This window comes from Mycobacterium bulgaricum, assembly GCF_041287165.2.
GTDB lineage: Bacteria > Actinomycetota > Actinomycetes > Mycobacteriales > Mycobacteriaceae > Mycobacterium > Mycobacterium bulgaricum.
This window is the reverse complement of the sequence record NZ_JBGGKV020000002.1, coordinates 872,199-888,103: the sequence shown is the minus strand read 5'-3', so window position 1 is coordinate 888,103 and position 15,905 is coordinate 872,199. Positions and strand designations below refer to the sequence as shown.

Below are 15,905 nucleotides of genomic sequence, written 5' to 3'. Positions count from 1 at the left end.
CTCCGCGACCGCCGCCAGCTTGCGGGCCTCCGCAGCCGCCGACACCGCCGCCCACCCCGAAATCGCCCCAGCCAGCACCCTGTCGCTGACAGCACCCAACGCAGAAGGCTCCGGAAGCGACCCATCGAACACGTGTTCGAGTCTAGTTGGGCACACCGACAGGTTGGCGCACTGATTTCTGTCAGGCTCGCTCAGGCGGCAGTGTTATGCATCCAGGTCGACGACGACCGGTGCATGATCGCTGGGCGATCCGACGCGGTCCTTGCCCGTCTTGCGCTCGTCACGGGCGATCTCGGCGTGGGTCACCCGCGCGGCCAACGCCGGCGAGCCGAGGATGAAATCGATGCGCATGCCCCGGTTCTTCGGGAACCGAAGCTGGGTGTAGTCCCAATAGGTGAACGTCCCCGGCCCTGGCGTGAAAGGCCTTACCACATCGGCGAATCCGGCATCCACGACGGACTCGAAGGCCGCGCGCTCCGGCGGTGTGACGTGGGTGCTCTCGGCGAACAACGAGATGTCCCACACATCGTCGTCCATGGGTGCGATGTTCCAGTCCCCGACCAGGGCGATGGGTGCACCAGGATCTTCGGTGAGCCACGACGACGCCGTATCGCGAAGTGCGGCAAGCCATTCCAGTTTGTACACGTAGTGCGGGGAGCCGACACTGCGACCGTTGGGGATGTACAGGCTCCACACCCGCACCCCGCCACATGTGGCGCCCAACGCCCGGGCTTCGGCAGCCGCCTCTACGTCAGGCTTGTCAGTCCACGTCGGCTGACCGTCGAACCCCACCGCGACGTCATCGATGCCGACGCGCGAGGCGATGGCCACACCGTTCCATTGGTTGAAACCGCAGTGGACAACGTCATAGCCCAGTGCTGCGAACGGCATTGTCGGGAACTGATCGTCAGAGCACTTCGTCTCCTGCATCGCGAGGACGTCCACCTCGGCGCGTTCCAGCCAGTCGGAGACACGGTCGACCCGGGCGCGAATGGAGTTGACGTTCCAGGTGGCCAGGCGCATGGCTTCACAGTAGGTCTTCGGCGCGGACGTAGCGCGAGCGGTGGTGCACCTGGAAGCCCATCGACTCGTACAGCGCGCGGGCGGCCGCGTTGTCAGCCACGACCTGGACGTAGGCGCGCGTGGCACCACGCGCGAAAGCCCACGTCAGAAGTCCCTCGCAAAGTTGCCTCGCCAGGCCCTGCCGGCGCGCACTCTCCGAGACGTGTACCGCCGACAGGCCCGCCCATCGCGTGCCGTCCGGCGCCGCCGTGACCGCAACCCGTCCCACGGCAGCCCCGGCCAGCTCGCCGAAACCCACCTCGCCGTCGACCACGGCGGTGAGGATGTCGACCGGCACGTCCCGCTCGTAGAGCGTCAACCACGACGAGTCGGGTGCCGGCGCTACGCGAACCTCCACCGTGGGCGTGACATCGGTTGTCATGACGAGGTTTTCGGCGTCGGCCGGGATACCCTCCGGCAGCCGGATCAGTCTGTCGGGCACCGACACCAGAGCGGGCAGGCCGCGCGCGGCGTACATGTCCAAGGTCTGGGCGATCTCGGCGACCGACGAATACCGCAGTGGCACCGCGGAATTCGCGCGTCGGGTCGCTCCGCCACCGAACCGGAGCAACCAGCCGTTGAGCCAGTGCTGTTCGGTTCCGGGCCAGGCCAACGCGGCCGCGTGCTCGAGGTTGCGGATCTCCCCGGTGCGCACCGGCATCTCCGGTACCACGCGCACCGCCAGCACGTCGTCGACGGCGACGTCCACCACGTCGCCGTGGCGCGTCCGGATCCGCACGACACGGCCGGGATCGCCACCGGGATCGACAATGTGGCCGACGACGTCGGTCATCGGCCGAGCCTCGTCGGCGGGGAGTCGGTAACGCAGGCTGACCCGGGTCCCGAACTCCGGCAGGTCGATCACCGGTCAGTGGCCGAACGGGTCGGGATCCTCGCCCGGCATCCAGGACAAGCCGGGCACACCCCAACCGTGGCTCTTCACCACTTTCTTGGCGCTGCGCGCATTTCGCCCGATCAGCCGGTCCAGATAGAGGAAGCCGTCCAGGTGTCCCGTCTCGTGTTGCAGCATCCGCGCGAACAGATCGGTGCCCTCGATGGTGATCGGCGTTCCGTCGGCGTCCAGACCCGTCACGCGGGCCCAGTTCGCGCGGCCCGTCGGGAATGACTCGCCGGGCACCGACAGGCAGCCCTCGTCGTCATCGTCGGGGTCCGGCATCGTCTCGGGAACCTCGGAGGTCTCCAGCACCGGGTTGACGACGACACCACGCCTGCGCGTCGTCTTCTTGCGGGCGTCGGCACAGTCGTAGACGAAGACCCGTTTGTTGACGCCGATCTGGTTGGCTGCCAGCCCTACTCCGTTCGCGGCGTCCATCGTCTCGTAGAGATCGGCGATGAGATCCGCCAGATCAGCGGGCAGCGAACCGTCTGCACCGACAGGTATCGGTTCGGTCGCGGTGTGCAGGACGGGATCTCCCACGATGCGGATTGGTCGTACGGCCATGTGAGGAGCTTAGGGGGAGACGGATGCGACCTCGTTTTCGCTGCCGAGTTTTCGCTGCCGACTCGCGGCGATTGGTGACGGTGCGCGTGACCCAACCGTGATTGAATAACCGCGCAAACCACAGCTATGTCATTCTCCTTCCGGAAGGGTCCAAGAAGCGATATGGACGGCGCCATCGCGCGGGCTGAACGTTCTGGGGACGGCACCGAGCCCACCGACGGTCTGACCCGTCGCGAGCATGACATCTTGGCCTTCGAGCGCCAGTGGTGGAAGTACGCAGGCTCGAAAGAAGACGCCATCAAAGAGCTCTTCTCGATGTCGGCGACGCGCTACTACCAGGTGCTCAACGCGCTGGTGGACCGGCCGGAAGCTCTGGCGGCCGACCCGATGCTAGTGAAGCGCCTCCGTCGGCTCCGTGCCAGCAGGCAGAAGGCGCGCGCTGCTCGCCGCCTCGGATTCGACGTCACTTAGGGCAGCCGGGCCCGCGATACAGTAGGCGCCGATGAACCAGCGAGAATCCTCGGGACTGCCCCTCCGCGCCATCGTGATGGTGCTTCTGTTCCTCGGCGTCGTGTTCCTGCTCGTCGGGTTCCAGGCATTGAGCAGCTCCGGCGACGACGAGTCGTCGTCCTCTTCGACGACGGTCACCACGACCGCGACCACGACGACGACGCCCGCTGCGCCGGCAAGGCCCGAAGTGCGCGTCTTCAACATTTCGACCACCGAAGGCGCCGCCGAGGGCGTCGCCACCCGGTTGCGCGACGCCGAATGGAACGTCACCGAGACCGGCAACCTCGAGGTGCCGGACGTGACAGTGACCACGGTGTACTTCGGTGAGACCGAAGGCGAACAGCAGGCCGCCGAAGAGGTGGGCCGATTGCTGGAAGCGCCGGTCGCCCCGCGGGTGCCCCAACTCACGGAGCAGCCGCCGGGAGTGGTCGTACTGGTTACCGGCTAGGCTCTAGCTCATGCTCAGGTCCGTCGCTGCCGCCACCCTGTTCGCAGTGCCCGCACTGGCGTTGAGTGCGTGTTCTCCTCCGGGAGACGTGCCCTCCGATGCGCCCGGCACCACGCCTCCGGTGTGGACCGGCTCGCCCTCGCCGACCGCGGGGGCCGAGGAGCCCGGGTCCGGCCAGGGCGGCGGGTCCGGTGAAGGCGGCGGCCAGACACTGACCGCGGAACTGAACCTCGCCGACGGCACTACGGTCGCCAACGCCGAGATCGCATTCTCCGACGGCTACGCCACCATCACCGTCGAGACCACCGCAGCGGGTCAACTGGAGCCCGGCTTCCACGGCATGCACATCCACTCGGTGGGCAAGTGCGAAGCCAACTCCGTCGCACCGACCGGTGGCGCGCCCGCCGACTTCAACTCCGCGGGCGGTCACTTCCAGGTTCCCGGCCACAGCGGCCACCCCGCCAGCGGCGACCTGTCCTCGCTGCAGGTCCGTGAAGACGGCTCGGCCAGGATCGTGACCACCACCGACGCGTTCACCGCCGAGGACCTGATGAACGGCGCCGGTACGGCGATCATCATCCACGAAAAGGCCGACAACTTCGCCAACATCCCGCCGGAGCGCTACCAGCAGGTCGACGGTGCGCCGCCACCGGACCAGACCACCCTGGCGACCGGCGACGCCGGAGCGCGGGTGGCCTGCGGTGTCATCACCGGATCCTGACAGCAGGATTGATTTCGCCGGGTCGGCACGGCCGACCCTGGGGGTCGAGTGGGAATTCGCACTGGTCGACGCCCAAACCCGGGATCTGAGCAACGAAGCCGCATCGGTGATCGCCGAGATCGGCGAGAACCCGCGCGTGCACAAGGAGCTGCTGCGCAACACCGTTGAGGTCGTGACGGGGATCTGCGAGAACTCCGGCCAGGCCATGGACGACCTTGCCGCCACGCTGCGGCCGGTGCGCAAGATCGTGCGCGAGCGCGGAATGGAATTGTTCTGTGCAGGGACGCATCCTTTCGCGGACTGGTCGGCGCAGAAGCTGACCGACGCCCCGCGCTACGCGGAGCTGATCAAGCGGACCCAGTGGTGGGGACGGCAGATGACGATCTGGGGTGTGCACGTTCACGTCGGGGTGTCCTCCGCGCACAAGGTGATGCCCATCATCACCTCGTTGCTGCATCAGTACCCGCATCTGCTGGCGCTGTCGGCGTCGTCACCGTTCTGGGACGGCGAGGACACCGGCTACGCGAGCAACCGGGCCATGATGTTCCAGCAGTTGCCGACCGCCGGGCTGCCGTTCCACTTTCAGGAATGGCGCGAGTGGGAACGCTTCGTCAGCGATCAGAAGAAGACCGGGATCATCGATCACATGAACGAGATCCGTTGGGACATAAGGCCTTCACCACATCTGGGCACCATCGAGGTCCGGATCTTCGACGGGGTTTCCAATCTTCACGAGCTCTCGGCCCTGGTGGCACTGACCCATTGCCTGATCGTGGACCTGGACCGGCGGATGGACGCCGGCGAATCGCTGCCGGTGATGCCACCGTGGCATGTCCAGGAGAACAAGTGGCGCGCAGCGCGTTACGGGCTGGACGCGATCATCATCCTCGATGCCGACAGCAACGAACGGCTGGTCACCGAGGATCTGGACGACCTGGTGGAGCGCCTGCAGCCAATCGCCAAGCGGCTGAACTGTGTTGACGATCTGGCACGCATCCCCGACATCTACCGCAGCGGCGCTTCCTACCAGCGGCAGCGCCGCGTCGCCGAGGAGCATGACGGTGATCTGCGGGCCGTGGTGGATGCGCTGGTCGCGGAGTTGGTGCTGTAGCGAATGCCGACTCTGCCGATGTTCCCTCTCGAGGTGGCCATGCTGCCGGGCGAGGAGTTGCCGCTGCGGATCTTCGAGCCCAGGTATTCAGCGCTCGTGCAGACGTGTTTGGCCTCGGAGGATCCGGTGTTCGGGGTTGTGCTGATCGCGGCGGGCCGTGAAGTGGGAGGCGGCGATTCCCGCAGCGATGTCGGGGTGCTGGCTCGGATCGCCGAGTACGCCGACATGGGGTCAGGGCGGTTTCGGCTGAAGTGCCTTCTGGGGGAGCGTATCCGGATACTCGAGTGGCTCCCGGACGATCCGTACCCGAGGGCTGTGATCGAGGTGTGGCCCGATGAACCGGGTGATCCGGTCGATGTCGATGCGATACGCGACATCGAGGACCGGATGGTGGGCTTGTTCGAGAAGATCGCGGCGGCGCGGGGTGCGCAGGTCAATGCCCGCGACATCGTGCGCGGCGCAGACGACTCCGGTAACGCGGCAGAGTGGCTGTACGCGTTGACCACTCGGCTTCCGATCGGGCAGGCCGATCGATATGCGGTGCTGGCGGCGCCAAGCGCTGCTGCGCGGGTGACCGCCCTGTCGGAGGCAGTGGACACCGTCATCGCGATGGTCGAGTTTCAGCTGTCGGAGTGATCGGGTGGCGACTCAGAAGATGCCGGTGAAGCTCCCGGCCAGGTCGGTGTCGGTCACCTCGTAGGAATCGCCGGTACCCCGTACCGCCGTCCCCATCTTCGCGACGTTGTCGGCGATCGTCTTGGCCTGCTCGCCGACATGCGTGCCGACGAGTCGTGCCGCCCACTGGGTGGTGGATCCGGGGAGTCCATCAGCCGCCGCGGACACCTTGGCGCCGACGTCGGCGTCGCGGATCGAGGTCGAGGTCGTCTCGACCTGGCCTGCGAAGGCGCGCAGGATGTCCGGGTTGACCATCAATGTCATAGGTGCCGACGCTACCCGAGCCACGAGGTGCCCCCGCGCACCAATTCCGAGGGATTTTGTGCTCTCGCGGAACGGCTTTCGTCAGAGCTTGCGTCCGTCGATGAACAAGCTGTCGTCGGTGACCGGCCCGCGGTGGTAGCGGTTCATCAGCTCGTTTGCCGACGTCGTGTTGACCTCCCAGTGACGTTCACACAGCCAACATGAGACATCGATCGGCATGTCCGACCCGACCTCGACGGCGATACGGCTTCCGCGCGCACTGTAGAGCTCGACCTTCTCCAGGATCGTGGTCAGCGTCTCGGCGGGGAGCCCGGCGGGAAGTCCTTCGCCTGCCCACGCGGTCGGCTCGGTGTGGTCGAAGCCCAGCGACGTCAGGGTTTTGGGCCAGTGCTCACGCGACTCGAACGGCACGGCGACGCGTCGCGCCGAGAGGGCCACGCCTGACTCGGCGAGCACCCGCTCCTTGAATTCCAGCACCTGGGGTTCGTCGACCTCGTAGATGACGGTGTCGCTGAGCCAGGGCAGTCGCCAAGCGCGGGTGTCCAAGCCGGGGGCGAGGATGACGACCTGCGCGATACCCGCCGAGCTCGCGGCGAGGAAGAATTCGTCGAACCACTTCGTCCGCGTCGCGGCATATTGGTGGTCCTCCGTCGTGGCAGGTGACTCCACCGTCCCCACCGCGTCCAGCAGCAGCTGTGCGTATGGATCGGTGAACAACGGGAACCGGGACGTCGTCTCCTTGGCGCGAGCCATCGTCCCGCCGAGCGCCGTGCGCGCTACGCCGCCACTGGCCGCACCGAGGTCACCGTCCATCACCGTCATGGGACGGGTGTTCCCGTTCGGCGGCGAAATCATGCATTTCGTCCCTGGTCACAAGGTCGTCACGCATGTTCTGCTCGCGGTAGGCGAGCTGGCCGACACGGTTGGCAATCACCGGTGCGGTGATCAACGTGAAGAGTCCGGTCAGGATCAGCATGCCGACGTCGACGTGACCGCTCAGCCGAACGGCGGCGCCGGCCAGCACCAGCAGCAGACCGAGCACCTGAGGTTTGGTGGCGGCATGCATCCGGGAGAGCGTGTCGGGGAATCGCACCACGCCGATCGCCGCGGTGAGGGCCAGTGCCGACCCGCCGAGAATCAACACGGCGGCGACGATGTCGGAGACGGTCATCGCTGCGGCCCCTTGTCGGCAGGGTCCGCCACGTCCGGGACGCGGAACCTGGCGACGCTCACCGAACCGACGAACGTGATCAGGGCGAGGGCCGTGAGGCTGTATGTGACGGTGGTGTCGAGACTGAACGCCGCCCACGTGCCGATCGCGCACAACGTCACCGCGACGAGGGTGTCGAGGGCGACCAGCCGATCCAACGTGGTCGGACCGAGCAGCATCCGAACCATCGTGGCCAGCGCCGCGAGCGAGAGCATCACCCCTGCCGCGATCCATACGTAACTCACGCGACCTCCTTCTCCGCCGACGGCTTCCAGTCCTCGTCGCGTTCGAAAGAGGCGACCAACAGCTTCTGCAGCTTGTCGACCTGGTGGTAGAAGCGGTTCACTGTTCGGTCGGACCCGACGTCGAGCACGTGAACGTAGATCATCCTGCGGGCCTGATCGATCTCCAGGACGATGTTGCCCGGCGTCAGGTTCAGGATGTTGACCGCAAGCGCCAGCACCAGGTCGGATTTGATGTCCAGATGGGCCCGCAACACCGCCGTCAACGGGGGCGGGCCGGGCTTGAGCGCGAGCAGGGCGACCTGAACCGACGACACGACAAGCCAGTACGCCACGGTGACGACGAGCTTGGCCAGCGACAGCGGGTGAAACCTGCCCTCCACCGGAACGGGCGGCAGGGGCAACAGCAGCGTGATCACCAGCGCCACCGCGAGCCCGGACAAGATGTTGGCTGCAGAGACGTTGCCCCACAACAACACCCAGATCAGGATCAGCCAGCAGATCATCCAGATCCGCAGCGCGTTCGTCCTCATGCGGGTCCCTCCCCGAGTACGGCGCTGATGTACTGGCCGCGGTCGAGCACCTCGTCGGCGGCTCGGCTGCTGTAGGCGAAGATCGGCCCCGCCAACACCGTCAGCATCAGCCCCACCGCGATCAACGCACCGGTGGGGATCAGCATCCCGACCGGCATCCGCCCGACGTCGCCGCGGTCGACCAATTCGATGTCCTCGCCGTCGGCGAGAAGCGCCGACGGCGCGGCCGCCGAGAGATGCCCCTCCGGTGCGTCCTCGCGGGACCGCCAGAACGCCTTGGTCCACACCCGGGCCACCACATACAACGTCAGCAGGCTCGTGATCACGCTGCCGGCAACCAGAACCCAGGCCAGCGACGACCCGACCTGGGCCCCGGCCTCCAGCAGCGCCACCTTGCCGATGAAACCCGAAAAGGGCGGGATGCCACCGAGATTGAGGGCGGGCACGACGAAGACGAAGGCCAGCACCGGGCTGGCGGCGGCGAGCCCGCCGAGGCGCTGCAGCGTCGATGCGCCGGCCTGCCGCTCGATCAACCCCACCACCAAGAACAGCGTCGTCTGAACCAGGATGTGGTGCGCCACGTAATAGATGGCGCCTGCCATCCCGAGATCGTTGGACAGTGCGATGCCGAACACCATGTAGCCGATGTGGCTGACGAGGGTGAACGACAGCAGCCGTTTGATGTCGCTCTGCGCGATCGCGCCGAAGATGCCCACGACCATCGTCAGGAGGCCGGCCACCAGCAGCACGCCGTCCATCCCGCCGCCGGGGAACAACAGTGAATGCGCACGGATGATCGCGTACACACCGACTTTGGTGAGCAGGCCTGCGAAGACCGCCGTGACGGGTGCGGGCGCGGTCGGGTAGGAGTCCGGTAACCAGGTCGACAGCGGGAACACCGCGGCTTTGATACCGAAAGCGACGAGCAGCACCGCGAACAGCGCCATCCGGGTGCCCTCGGCGACGCCCTCCAGGCGCACCGACAGTTCGGCCAAGTTGAGCGTCCCGGTGGTGGCGTAGACGAGCGCGATACCGAACAGGAAGATCAGCGACGAGACCATCGAGACCATCACGTAGGAGATTCCGGCTCGCACCCGCTCCTTGCTGGCGCCGATGGTCAACAGCACGAAGCTTGCGCTCAGGAGCACCTCGAAACCGACGAACAGGTTGAACAGGTCACCGGCGAGGAACGCCATGAACACGCCTGCCGACAGCACGAGATAGGTGGGCAGGAAGATCGAAACGGGTTGCCGCTCGTCGCCGTCGCGGATGCCCTGCCCGATGGCGTAGAAGACCACGGCCAGCAGCACGATCGACGAGACCACGAGCATCAGCGCCGAAAGCCGGTCGACGACCAGCGTGATGCCCAGCGGGCCCATACCGGGTTCCGTCGGTCCCCAACCCCCGACCTGCAGCGCGATGGTGCCGTCACGGTCGGCGAGGAAGACGAGCATCGCCGACACAACGAGCACGATGCCCAATGCGAGCACCGTGAGCAGGCGCTGCAGGCGCGGTTGGCGACCGGCGAACAGCGTCATCGCCGCCGCGATCATCGGTACGAGCACGGGCAGCGGGGTCAGCACCGAGGCGAGATGGCTGTCGATCATCGGGAACCCTCGTGTCCTGGAAGCGCATCGAGCTCGTCGGGCAGGTCGGTGTCGATGGAGGAGTCGGGCTGCAGCCTGCCCTCGATCTCCTCGCCGACCTCGGTGCCCGTCATCTTCGAGACCCTCGCGTCCTCGGGGTCGTTGATGACCTCCTCCATGGTGTTCAACCGGTACGACCGGTAGGTCAGCGCGAGCACGAACGCCGCCACACCCATCGTGATGACGATCGCGGTGAGAATGAGGGCCTGCGCCAACGGATCTGCCGTCGTCGTCTCCGCGCCGCTGGTGCGGCCGCGCACCGGCGGGTTTCCGGAGGACCCGGCCACCGTCAGGATCAGCAGGTTGATCGCGTTGCCGATCAACAACAACCCCAACAGCATTCGGGTCAGATGCCGCTCCAGGAGCAGGTACACCCCGGCGCTGGTGAGGCCGCCGACGATGATCAGGGGGACCAGGAATGTCGTCATCGGGTTGCCTCCTCGTCGATGCGGGCACCCAGGCTGCGGAGCACGTCGAGCACCAGGCCCACGACGATCAGGTACACCCCGAGATCGAAGAAGATCGCGGTGACGAATTTGACCGTCCCCAGCACAGGCACGTCGACCTGGATCAACGCCGACGACAGCGCGGGCGCGCCCACCAACAGCGACGCGAACGCGGTGCCTGCCGCCAATGTCAGTCCGGCGCCGAGGATTTTGCCCGCATCCAGCGGGAGCGTCTCGCCGAGCTCATAGCGTCCGCCCGCCAGATAGCGCAAGACCAGAGCCAGCCCCGCCATCAAACCGCCCGCGAAGCCGCCGCCGGGCACATTGTGGCCGGCGAAGAAGAAGTATGCCGACAGCACCATCATGACCGGGAAGATCAGCCGGGTCGCAACCTCCAGGACCAGGGACCGGTGCCGCGGGTCGCGCAACTCGCTGCCGCGCAGCCAGGTGATCTCCCCGACCGCCGGGCTGTTGCTCGCGAACGGCGCCAGCTGCCCGATGTCGGGCTGGCCGGCGTCGGCGACCCGCGGCGCGGCACCGAAACGCCTGTGCCGGAACACCATCGACGCGACACCGGTGGCGGCCACCAGCAGTACCGACACCTCGCCCATCGTGTCCCAGGCCCGGATGTCGACGAGCAGCACATTGACGGTGTTCGAGCCGTGCCCCCGTTCGTAGGCGGCGTCGGGCAACAGGTCGGCGAGCGGCCTGCCGGTGCGGGCAGCCATCGCGAACGCCGCGAGTGTCGTCACGGTCGCGCCCACGGCCAGCGCCAGGATCGCGCGGGGGACGCGGAACCTCTTGATGTCGGCGCCGCCGGTCTCGGCGGGCAGCACCCGCAGGACGAGCACGAAGACCACCAGCGTCAGCGTCTCGACGAGGAACTGTGTCAGCGCGAGGTCCGGTGCGCCGTGGAACGCGAAGAGCGCACCGCAGCCGTAGCCCGTCACCCCGACCATCAGGACCGCTGCCAGGCGGTTGCGCATGATGGTGGCTGCCAGCGCCGCGGCGAGCATCAGCGCACCGACGACCGCCTGCGGCGGCGAATCCCACAGGTCGAACTCCGGACGGTCGCGGGCGCCGAGGAAGAGCACGGTGACCGGCACCAGCACCAGGGTCGTCAGGATGACCGCCTGCGTCGCCGGGATCGAGCCGCGCTGGGTGACGGCGGTGAGACGCACGGACAGCACGTCGGCACCCCGCATCACCGCGTCGTAGATGCGGTCCGCGTTGCCCAGCGGAAGGAACGCCAGGCGAGTCTGGCGAAGCCGTCCGCGTCCGACGTACACCGCGATGCCCGCGGCGAGCACCAACGCCGACAACAGCAGCGGAAGGTTCACGCCGTGCCACAGCGCGAGGTAGTAGTCACCCTCATAGCCGCGGGGGTCCGGCACGGTGTCGCTGTAGTCGGACAGAAGACTGTCGAGGGGCTTGGGCCACAGACCGAACAGCAACCCTGCCGCGGCAAGGATCCCCGGCGGGATGAGGAAAGCGGGCTCCGGGCGGTGCATCTCATCGACGCGGGTGCTCGGTTGCGGTAGACCCTTGCGTCCGAACGCGCCGAACACGAAGCGCAGGGTGTAGACGGTCGTCAGCACGGAGCCCAGGACGAGCCCGGCGAGCACGAATGGCGACGCCGCACCCAGATAAGGGCTGTGCAGCACCGTCTCGAAATCCGCCTCCTTCGCGACGAACCCGAAGAACGGAGGCAACGCGCCCATGCTCGCCGCGGCACCGCAACCGATGACGAGCAGAGGCTTGCTGCGGTCGCCCAGCCAGGCGAGCCTGCGGATGTCGCGGGTGCCGGTGGCATGGTCGATGATGCCGACGACCATGAACAGCGCGGCCTTGAACATGGCGTGCGCGCACAGCATGGCGAGTCCGGCCAGCATCATCTCGCTGCCGCCCGAGCCGACCATGACGGTGATGAGGCCCAACTGGCTCACGGTGCCGAACGCCAGGATGAGCTTCAGGTCGTACTCGCGGATGGCGCGCCAGCCGGCGAGCAACATCGTCAGCACGCCGAGCGTGATGACGGTCGGACGCCACTCGGGCCCGTCGGCGAACCCCGGCGTCATGCGGGCGATCAGATATACGCCGGCTTTCACCATCGCGGCGGCGTGCAGGTACGCGCTGACGGGTGTGGGCGCGGCCATCGCGCCGGGCAGCCAGAAATGCATCGGCACGATCGCCGACTTCGACAGCGCGCCGATCAGGATCAGCACCACGGCCACCGACGCGGCGAGGCCGGTCGGAGGGTTCGCGATCAACTCCGACAACAGGAAGGTGCCCGCGATGTTGCCGATCACGATGATGCCGACGAGCATCGCGAGCCCGCCGAACGTCGTGACCAGCAGCGCCTGCGTGGCGGCCCTGCGGCTGGTCGCGCGTTCGGCGTAATGCCCGACCAGGAGGAACGACAGGACGGTCGTGATCTCCCAGAACACGTAGAGCATCAGCATGTTGTCGCTGGTGACCAGGCCGAACATGGCCCCGGCGAATGCGACGAGCTCAGCGGCGAAGCTCGGAAGCCTCTTCTCGGTGTGGCCGTCGTGATGGTGGAAGTAGTCCGCGCAATAGAAGAGCACCAGCCCGCCGATGGCCAGGACGAGGACGCTCATGATCGCGGCGAGCGAGTCGAAACGCAGCGTGATGTCCATCGACAGACCGGGGACCCACGGCACGTTGACGGTCTGGGACTGACCTTTCGCCGGCCAGTTGAGCACCACCCAGATCAGCGATGCGAGAGGGACGACCGCCAACGGGTAGAACGCCATCCGACCCCAGCGGTACACGAGCAACGGTGCCAGCATGGCGGCGACTGCGTGGGCAGCGAGGATGGCGAGCATGGCGAGGAAGAGACTCCGTCTCGTCGTGGGCGGCAGTCAGCCGTACTGACTCTGGAGTCACTCCAGTCTACGGGTGCCGGTCACCATGTCTTCGATGCGCTCTTCGGCGCCGGACGCGGACACGAACAGCAGCTCGTCTCCGGCGCGCAGCACGTCGTCGGGGCCGGGGACGATCAGATGCCTGCCGCGCAGCAGGGTGACGAGAGCGCTGTCGTCAGGCATCGCGAGATCGCGCACCCGCTGCGCGACGAGCGGACTGTCCTCGGGGAGCGTGAACTTCGCGACGTTCGTCGCACTCTGACCGAGGTCACCCCTGGAGTCCTTGCCCAGGGCCATCAACCGGATGAGGTGACCGACGTCGATCGCGCCCTCGACCGCGGCGACGAGGGCGAGCGGGGTCGACACCGCGACGTCGATACCCCACGCCTCGGTGAACAGCCACTCGTTGCGGGCGTCGTTGATGCGGGCGACGACGCGGTCGATCCCGAACTCCGACTTGGCCAGCAGCGCCATCGCGAGGTTGGCCTTGTCGTCACCGGTTGCGGCGATGGCGACGTCGCAGATCTGCATCTCGGCCTCCTCCAGCGAGGACACCTCGCACGCGTCGGCCCATAGCCACTCGGCGCGCGGCACCGTGTCGGGCTCGTAGCGGTGGAAGTCCTTCTCGATCAGAAGGACCTTGTGGCCGTAGTCGACGAGCTCCTGCGCGACGGAACGACCGACCGCGCCCGCGCCTGCGATCGCGACACGCATCGGGCCTCCCCTCCTGATTTACTCACACCCGTGACCCTGCACCAGCTCTACGTGGCGCTGTTCATCGGCGGCCTCGTGCTGCTGGCGAGCATCGCCGCGACGCGGCTGGCCACCGGGGTCGGCCTGCCAAGCCTATTGCTGTTCCTCGGGGTCGGTGTGCTTGTCGGCGAGGACGGCCTGGGTCTGGAGTTCGACAACGCCCAGCTGGCACAGGGTCTGGGGACCGCCGCGTTGGCGATCATCCTCGTCGAGGGCGGCTTGACGACCCGCTTCAACGACATCCGGAAAGTACTCGCGCCCGCCGGTGTGCTCGCAACGGTCGGCGTCGGAGTGAGCACGCTGGTGACCGCGGCCGCCGTGCACTGGCTACTCGGCATGGACTGGCAGCTGGCACTGCTGCTGGGCGCCGTCGTGTCCAGCACCGATGCCGCGGCGGTCTTTTCGGTGCTGCGCGTGGTGCCGCTGCCGAGGCGGCTCAGTGGGCTGCTGGAAGCAGAGTCGGGATTCAACGACGCGCCCGCGGTGATCCTGGTGCTTCTGTTCAGTGCGACGCCGCTGGACCTCGACCCGCTCACGATCGCCGGAACGCTGTTGTACGAGTTGGTGATCGGCATCGTGATCGGGCTGGCATTCGGCTTCCTGGGCGCGATCACGCTGCGCCGCATGGCGTTACCCGCCGCCGGCCTCTATCCGCTCGCGACGTTCGGGCTGTGCATGGTTGCGTTCGCGGCGGCGGGCACCGTGCACAGCAGCGGTTTCCTGGCCGCATACCTGTCGGGTGTGGTGCTGGCGAACTCGAACCTGCCGCACCGCTCGGCGACGCGCTCGTTCGCGGAGGGGTCCGGCTGGCTGGCCCAGATCGGCGTGTTCGTCATCCTCGGGCTGCTGGTGTCGCCCGACGAGTTGCTCGACGAGGTGGTGCCCGCCATCGTCACCGGCCTGGTCCTGCTCCTGCTCGCCCGTCCCCTGTCGGTCCTCGTGTCGCTCATCGGTTTTCGGGTGCCGTGGCGCGAGCAGGTGTTCCTGTCGTGGGCGGGCCTGCGCGGTGCGGTGCCCATCGTGCTGTGCACCTACCCGATCGTGGCGGGCGTGCCCGACAGCTGGCGGTTGCTCAACATCGTCTTCATCCTCGTGGTGCTCTACACCGTGATCCAGGGGCCCAGTCTGCGCCTGGTCGCCGAATGGTTGAACCTCATCCCGCGCGACACCACCCGCGAGATCCACGTCGACGCAGCGCCGTTGGACGTACTGGGCGCCGAGTTGCTGACGATGACCGTGCTGCCCGGGTCACGGCTGCACAACGTGACAGTGCTGGAGTTGCGGCTTCCCGATCCGAGTGTGATCACGCTGATCATCCGGGCCGGGCAGCCGTTCGTCCCCGAGCGCGTGACGCGCCTGCAGATCGGCGACGAGCTGATGATCGTGACGACGACGGCCACGCGCGACCTCGCCGAGCGTCGGCTGCGTGCGGTCAGCCGCCGGGGCAAGCTGGCGTTCTGGTTCGACGAGTACGGCGACCCGGCCTAGCGCGCCTTGATTCCCGGGCATGCCGGGAAACCGCGGCGGATCGGCAGTGCGTGGCTCAGGACGCCGATGCCCGCGCCGAGGATCGGCCAAATGGGCCAGAAATACCAGGAACCGGCGCCCAGACCGACGGCCAGCCACACCGTGAGCACGATGACGACCATCGCCAGATACGCGGCGAGGTGGAGGTGGATGCCCCGCTTCGCGGCCGCCAGCTTGGCCGCCTGGCGTCGGGGGTCGTTGAGGCGGAGCTCGGCGACCGGCAGATCTGCCGTCAGCCGACGCAGGTCGGGGGTCTTGTGGGCGTAGTACACCTGCTGCAGCCGCGCCTCGTATTCGGCCATGGCGAGATAGCCCTGCGCGAGCGCCTGGCCCAGCAGGTCGGCGGTTTCCTCGCGCTCGCGGTCACCGGCACGCACAGTCGGAGCGGTCATGATTCCTCCCAATCT

At 67.3% G+C, this 15,905-nt stretch carries 19 protein-coding genes; 6 read left to right on the top strand and 13 right to left on the bottom strand.

Annotated features, from left to right (window positions below; translation table 11 throughout):
- Nucleotides 1-204 precede the first annotated feature (204 nt).
- The 3 genes from ACAG24_RS10960 to ACAG24_RS10950 are packed head-to-tail and all read right to left on the bottom strand — an operon-like array spanning nucleotide 205 to nucleotide 2,524.
- Entirely contained in the window at nucleotides 205-1,023 is an 819-nt protein-coding gene (locus ACAG24_RS10960; RefSeq protein ID WP_370471811.1) for an exodeoxyribonuclease III, read from the bottom strand.
- Between the two features lie 4 nt (nucleotides 1,024-1,027).
- Complete coding sequence (locus tag ACAG24_RS10955; RefSeq protein WP_370471812.1) at nucleotides 1,028-1,927, bottom strand: N-acetylglutamate synthase, CG3035 family; 900 nt, start codon at nucleotides 1,925-1,927, stop codon at nucleotides 1,028-1,030.
- 3 nt (nucleotides 1,928-1,930) lie between these two features.
- Nucleotides 1,931-2,524: a peptide deformylase gene (locus ACAG24_RS10950; protein WP_370471813.1), complete on the bottom strand. Its 594-nt coding sequence runs from the start codon at nucleotides 2,522-2,524 to the stop codon at nucleotides 1,931-1,933.
- Between the two features lie 162 nt (nucleotides 2,525-2,686).
- On the opposite strand from ACAG24_RS10950, the gene napA reads away from it, so the two are divergent.
- From napA to ACAG24_RS10925, 5 genes are read left to right on the top strand one after another with little or no spacing between them, the layout of a single operon-like run.
- Nucleotides 2,687-2,995 (top strand): nucleoid-associated protein NapA, encoded by a 309-nt coding sequence (napA, locus tag ACAG24_RS10945; protein ID WP_024446174.1) that lies wholly within the window; start codon nucleotides 2,687-2,689, stop codon nucleotides 2,993-2,995.
- A gap of 31 nt (nucleotides 2,996-3,026) precedes the next feature.
- The gene (locus tag ACAG24_RS10940; protein WP_370471814.1) at nucleotides 3,027-3,482 is read left to right on the top strand and encodes a LytR C-terminal domain-containing protein; all 456 of its coding nucleotides are present in this window, start codon (nucleotides 3,027-3,029) and stop codon (nucleotides 3,480-3,482) included.
- Nucleotides 3,483-3,492: 10 nt separating this feature from the next.
- Nucleotides 3,493-4,203: a superoxide dismutase[Cu-Zn] gene (gene sodC, locus ACAG24_RS10935; protein ID WP_370471815.1), complete on the top strand. Its 711-nt coding sequence runs from the start codon at nucleotides 3,493-3,495 to the stop codon at nucleotides 4,201-4,203.
- Nucleotides 4,184-5,314 carry a glutamate--cysteine ligase gene (locus ACAG24_RS10930; protein ID WP_370471816.1) on the top strand — a complete coding sequence of 377 codons (1,131 nt, stop codon included), beginning with the start codon at nucleotides 4,184-4,186 and terminating at the stop codon, nucleotides 5,312-5,314. The genes sodC and ACAG24_RS10930 overlap by 20 nt, the downstream gene beginning before the upstream one ends.
- 3 nt (nucleotides 5,315-5,317) lie before the next feature.
- Nucleotides 5,318-5,950: an LON peptidase substrate-binding domain-containing protein gene (locus tag ACAG24_RS10925; RefSeq protein WP_370471817.1), complete on the top strand. Its 633-nt coding sequence runs from the start codon at nucleotides 5,318-5,320 to the stop codon at nucleotides 5,948-5,950.
- A 12-nt stretch (nucleotides 5,951-5,962) separates the two neighbouring features.
- On the opposite strand, the gene ACAG24_RS10920 is transcribed toward ACAG24_RS10925, so the two are convergent.
- From ACAG24_RS10920 to ACAG24_RS10880, 9 genes are all read right to left on the bottom strand, one after another.
- Nucleotides 5,963-6,247 (bottom strand): type VII secretion target, encoded by a 285-nt coding sequence (locus ACAG24_RS10920; protein ID WP_370472608.1) that lies wholly within the window; start codon nucleotides 6,245-6,247, stop codon nucleotides 5,963-5,965.
- An 87-nt stretch (nucleotides 6,248-6,334) separates the two neighbouring features.
- Nucleotides 6,335-7,075, bottom strand: a complete 741-nt coding sequence (locus ACAG24_RS10915; protein ID WP_370472609.1) for an SAM-dependent methyltransferase — start codon at nucleotides 7,073-7,075, stop codon at nucleotides 6,335-6,337.
- The gene (mnhG, locus tag ACAG24_RS10910) at nucleotides 7,056-7,424 is read right to left on the bottom strand and encodes a monovalent cation/H(+) antiporter subunit G (protein ID WP_370471818.1); all 369 of its coding nucleotides are present in this window, start codon (nucleotides 7,422-7,424) and stop codon (nucleotides 7,056-7,058) included. Before mnhG ends, ACAG24_RS10915 begins: the two co-directional genes overlap by 20 nt.
- Complete coding sequence (locus ACAG24_RS10905; RefSeq protein ID WP_370471819.1) at nucleotides 7,421-7,708, bottom strand: monovalent cation/H+ antiporter complex subunit F; 288 nt, start codon at nucleotides 7,706-7,708, stop codon at nucleotides 7,421-7,423. The genes mnhG and ACAG24_RS10905 overlap by 4 nt, the downstream gene beginning before the upstream one ends.
- Nucleotides 7,705-8,238 carry a Na+/H+ antiporter subunit E gene (locus tag ACAG24_RS10900; protein ID WP_370471820.1) on the bottom strand — a complete coding sequence of 178 codons (534 nt, stop codon included), beginning with the start codon at nucleotides 8,236-8,238 and terminating at the stop codon, nucleotides 7,705-7,707. Before ACAG24_RS10900 ends, ACAG24_RS10905 begins: the two co-directional genes overlap by 4 nt.
- Entirely contained in the window at nucleotides 8,235-9,845 is a 1,611-nt protein-coding gene (locus tag ACAG24_RS10895; protein WP_370471821.1) for a Na+/H+ antiporter subunit D, read from the bottom strand. The genes ACAG24_RS10900 and ACAG24_RS10895 overlap by 4 nt, the downstream gene beginning before the upstream one ends.
- Nucleotides 9,842-10,312 carry a Na(+)/H(+) antiporter subunit C gene (locus tag ACAG24_RS10890; RefSeq protein WP_370471822.1) on the bottom strand — a complete coding sequence of 157 codons (471 nt, stop codon included), beginning with the start codon at nucleotides 10,310-10,312 and terminating at the stop codon, nucleotides 9,842-9,844. The genes ACAG24_RS10895 and ACAG24_RS10890 overlap by 4 nt, the downstream gene beginning before the upstream one ends.
- Nucleotides 10,309-13,179, bottom strand: a complete 2,871-nt coding sequence (locus ACAG24_RS10885) for a Na+/H+ antiporter subunit A (protein ID WP_370471823.1) — start codon at nucleotides 13,177-13,179, stop codon at nucleotides 10,309-10,311. Before ACAG24_RS10885 ends, ACAG24_RS10890 begins: the two co-directional genes overlap by 4 nt.
- 57 nt (nucleotides 13,180-13,236) lie before the next feature.
- On the bottom strand, nucleotides 13,237-13,932 hold the full coding sequence (locus tag ACAG24_RS10880; protein ID WP_370471824.1) for a potassium channel family protein: 696 nt from the start codon (nucleotides 13,930-13,932) through the stop codon (nucleotides 13,237-13,239).
- A 30-nt stretch (nucleotides 13,933-13,962) separates the two neighbouring features.
- Between ACAG24_RS10880 and ACAG24_RS10875 the strand changes: the two genes are divergently transcribed.
- On the top strand, nucleotides 13,963-15,459 hold the full coding sequence (locus tag ACAG24_RS10875; protein ID WP_370471825.1) for a potassium/proton antiporter: 1,497 nt from the start codon (nucleotides 13,963-13,965) through the stop codon (nucleotides 15,457-15,459).
- On the opposite strand, the gene ACAG24_RS10870 is transcribed toward ACAG24_RS10875, so the two are convergent.
- On the bottom strand, nucleotides 15,456-15,890 hold the full coding sequence (locus ACAG24_RS10870) for a DUF1707 domain-containing protein (RefSeq protein ID WP_370471826.1): 435 nt from the start codon (nucleotides 15,888-15,890) through the stop codon (nucleotides 15,456-15,458). The genes ACAG24_RS10875 and ACAG24_RS10870 overlap by 4 nt on opposite strands.
- Nucleotides 15,891-15,905: the final 15 nt, after the last annotated feature.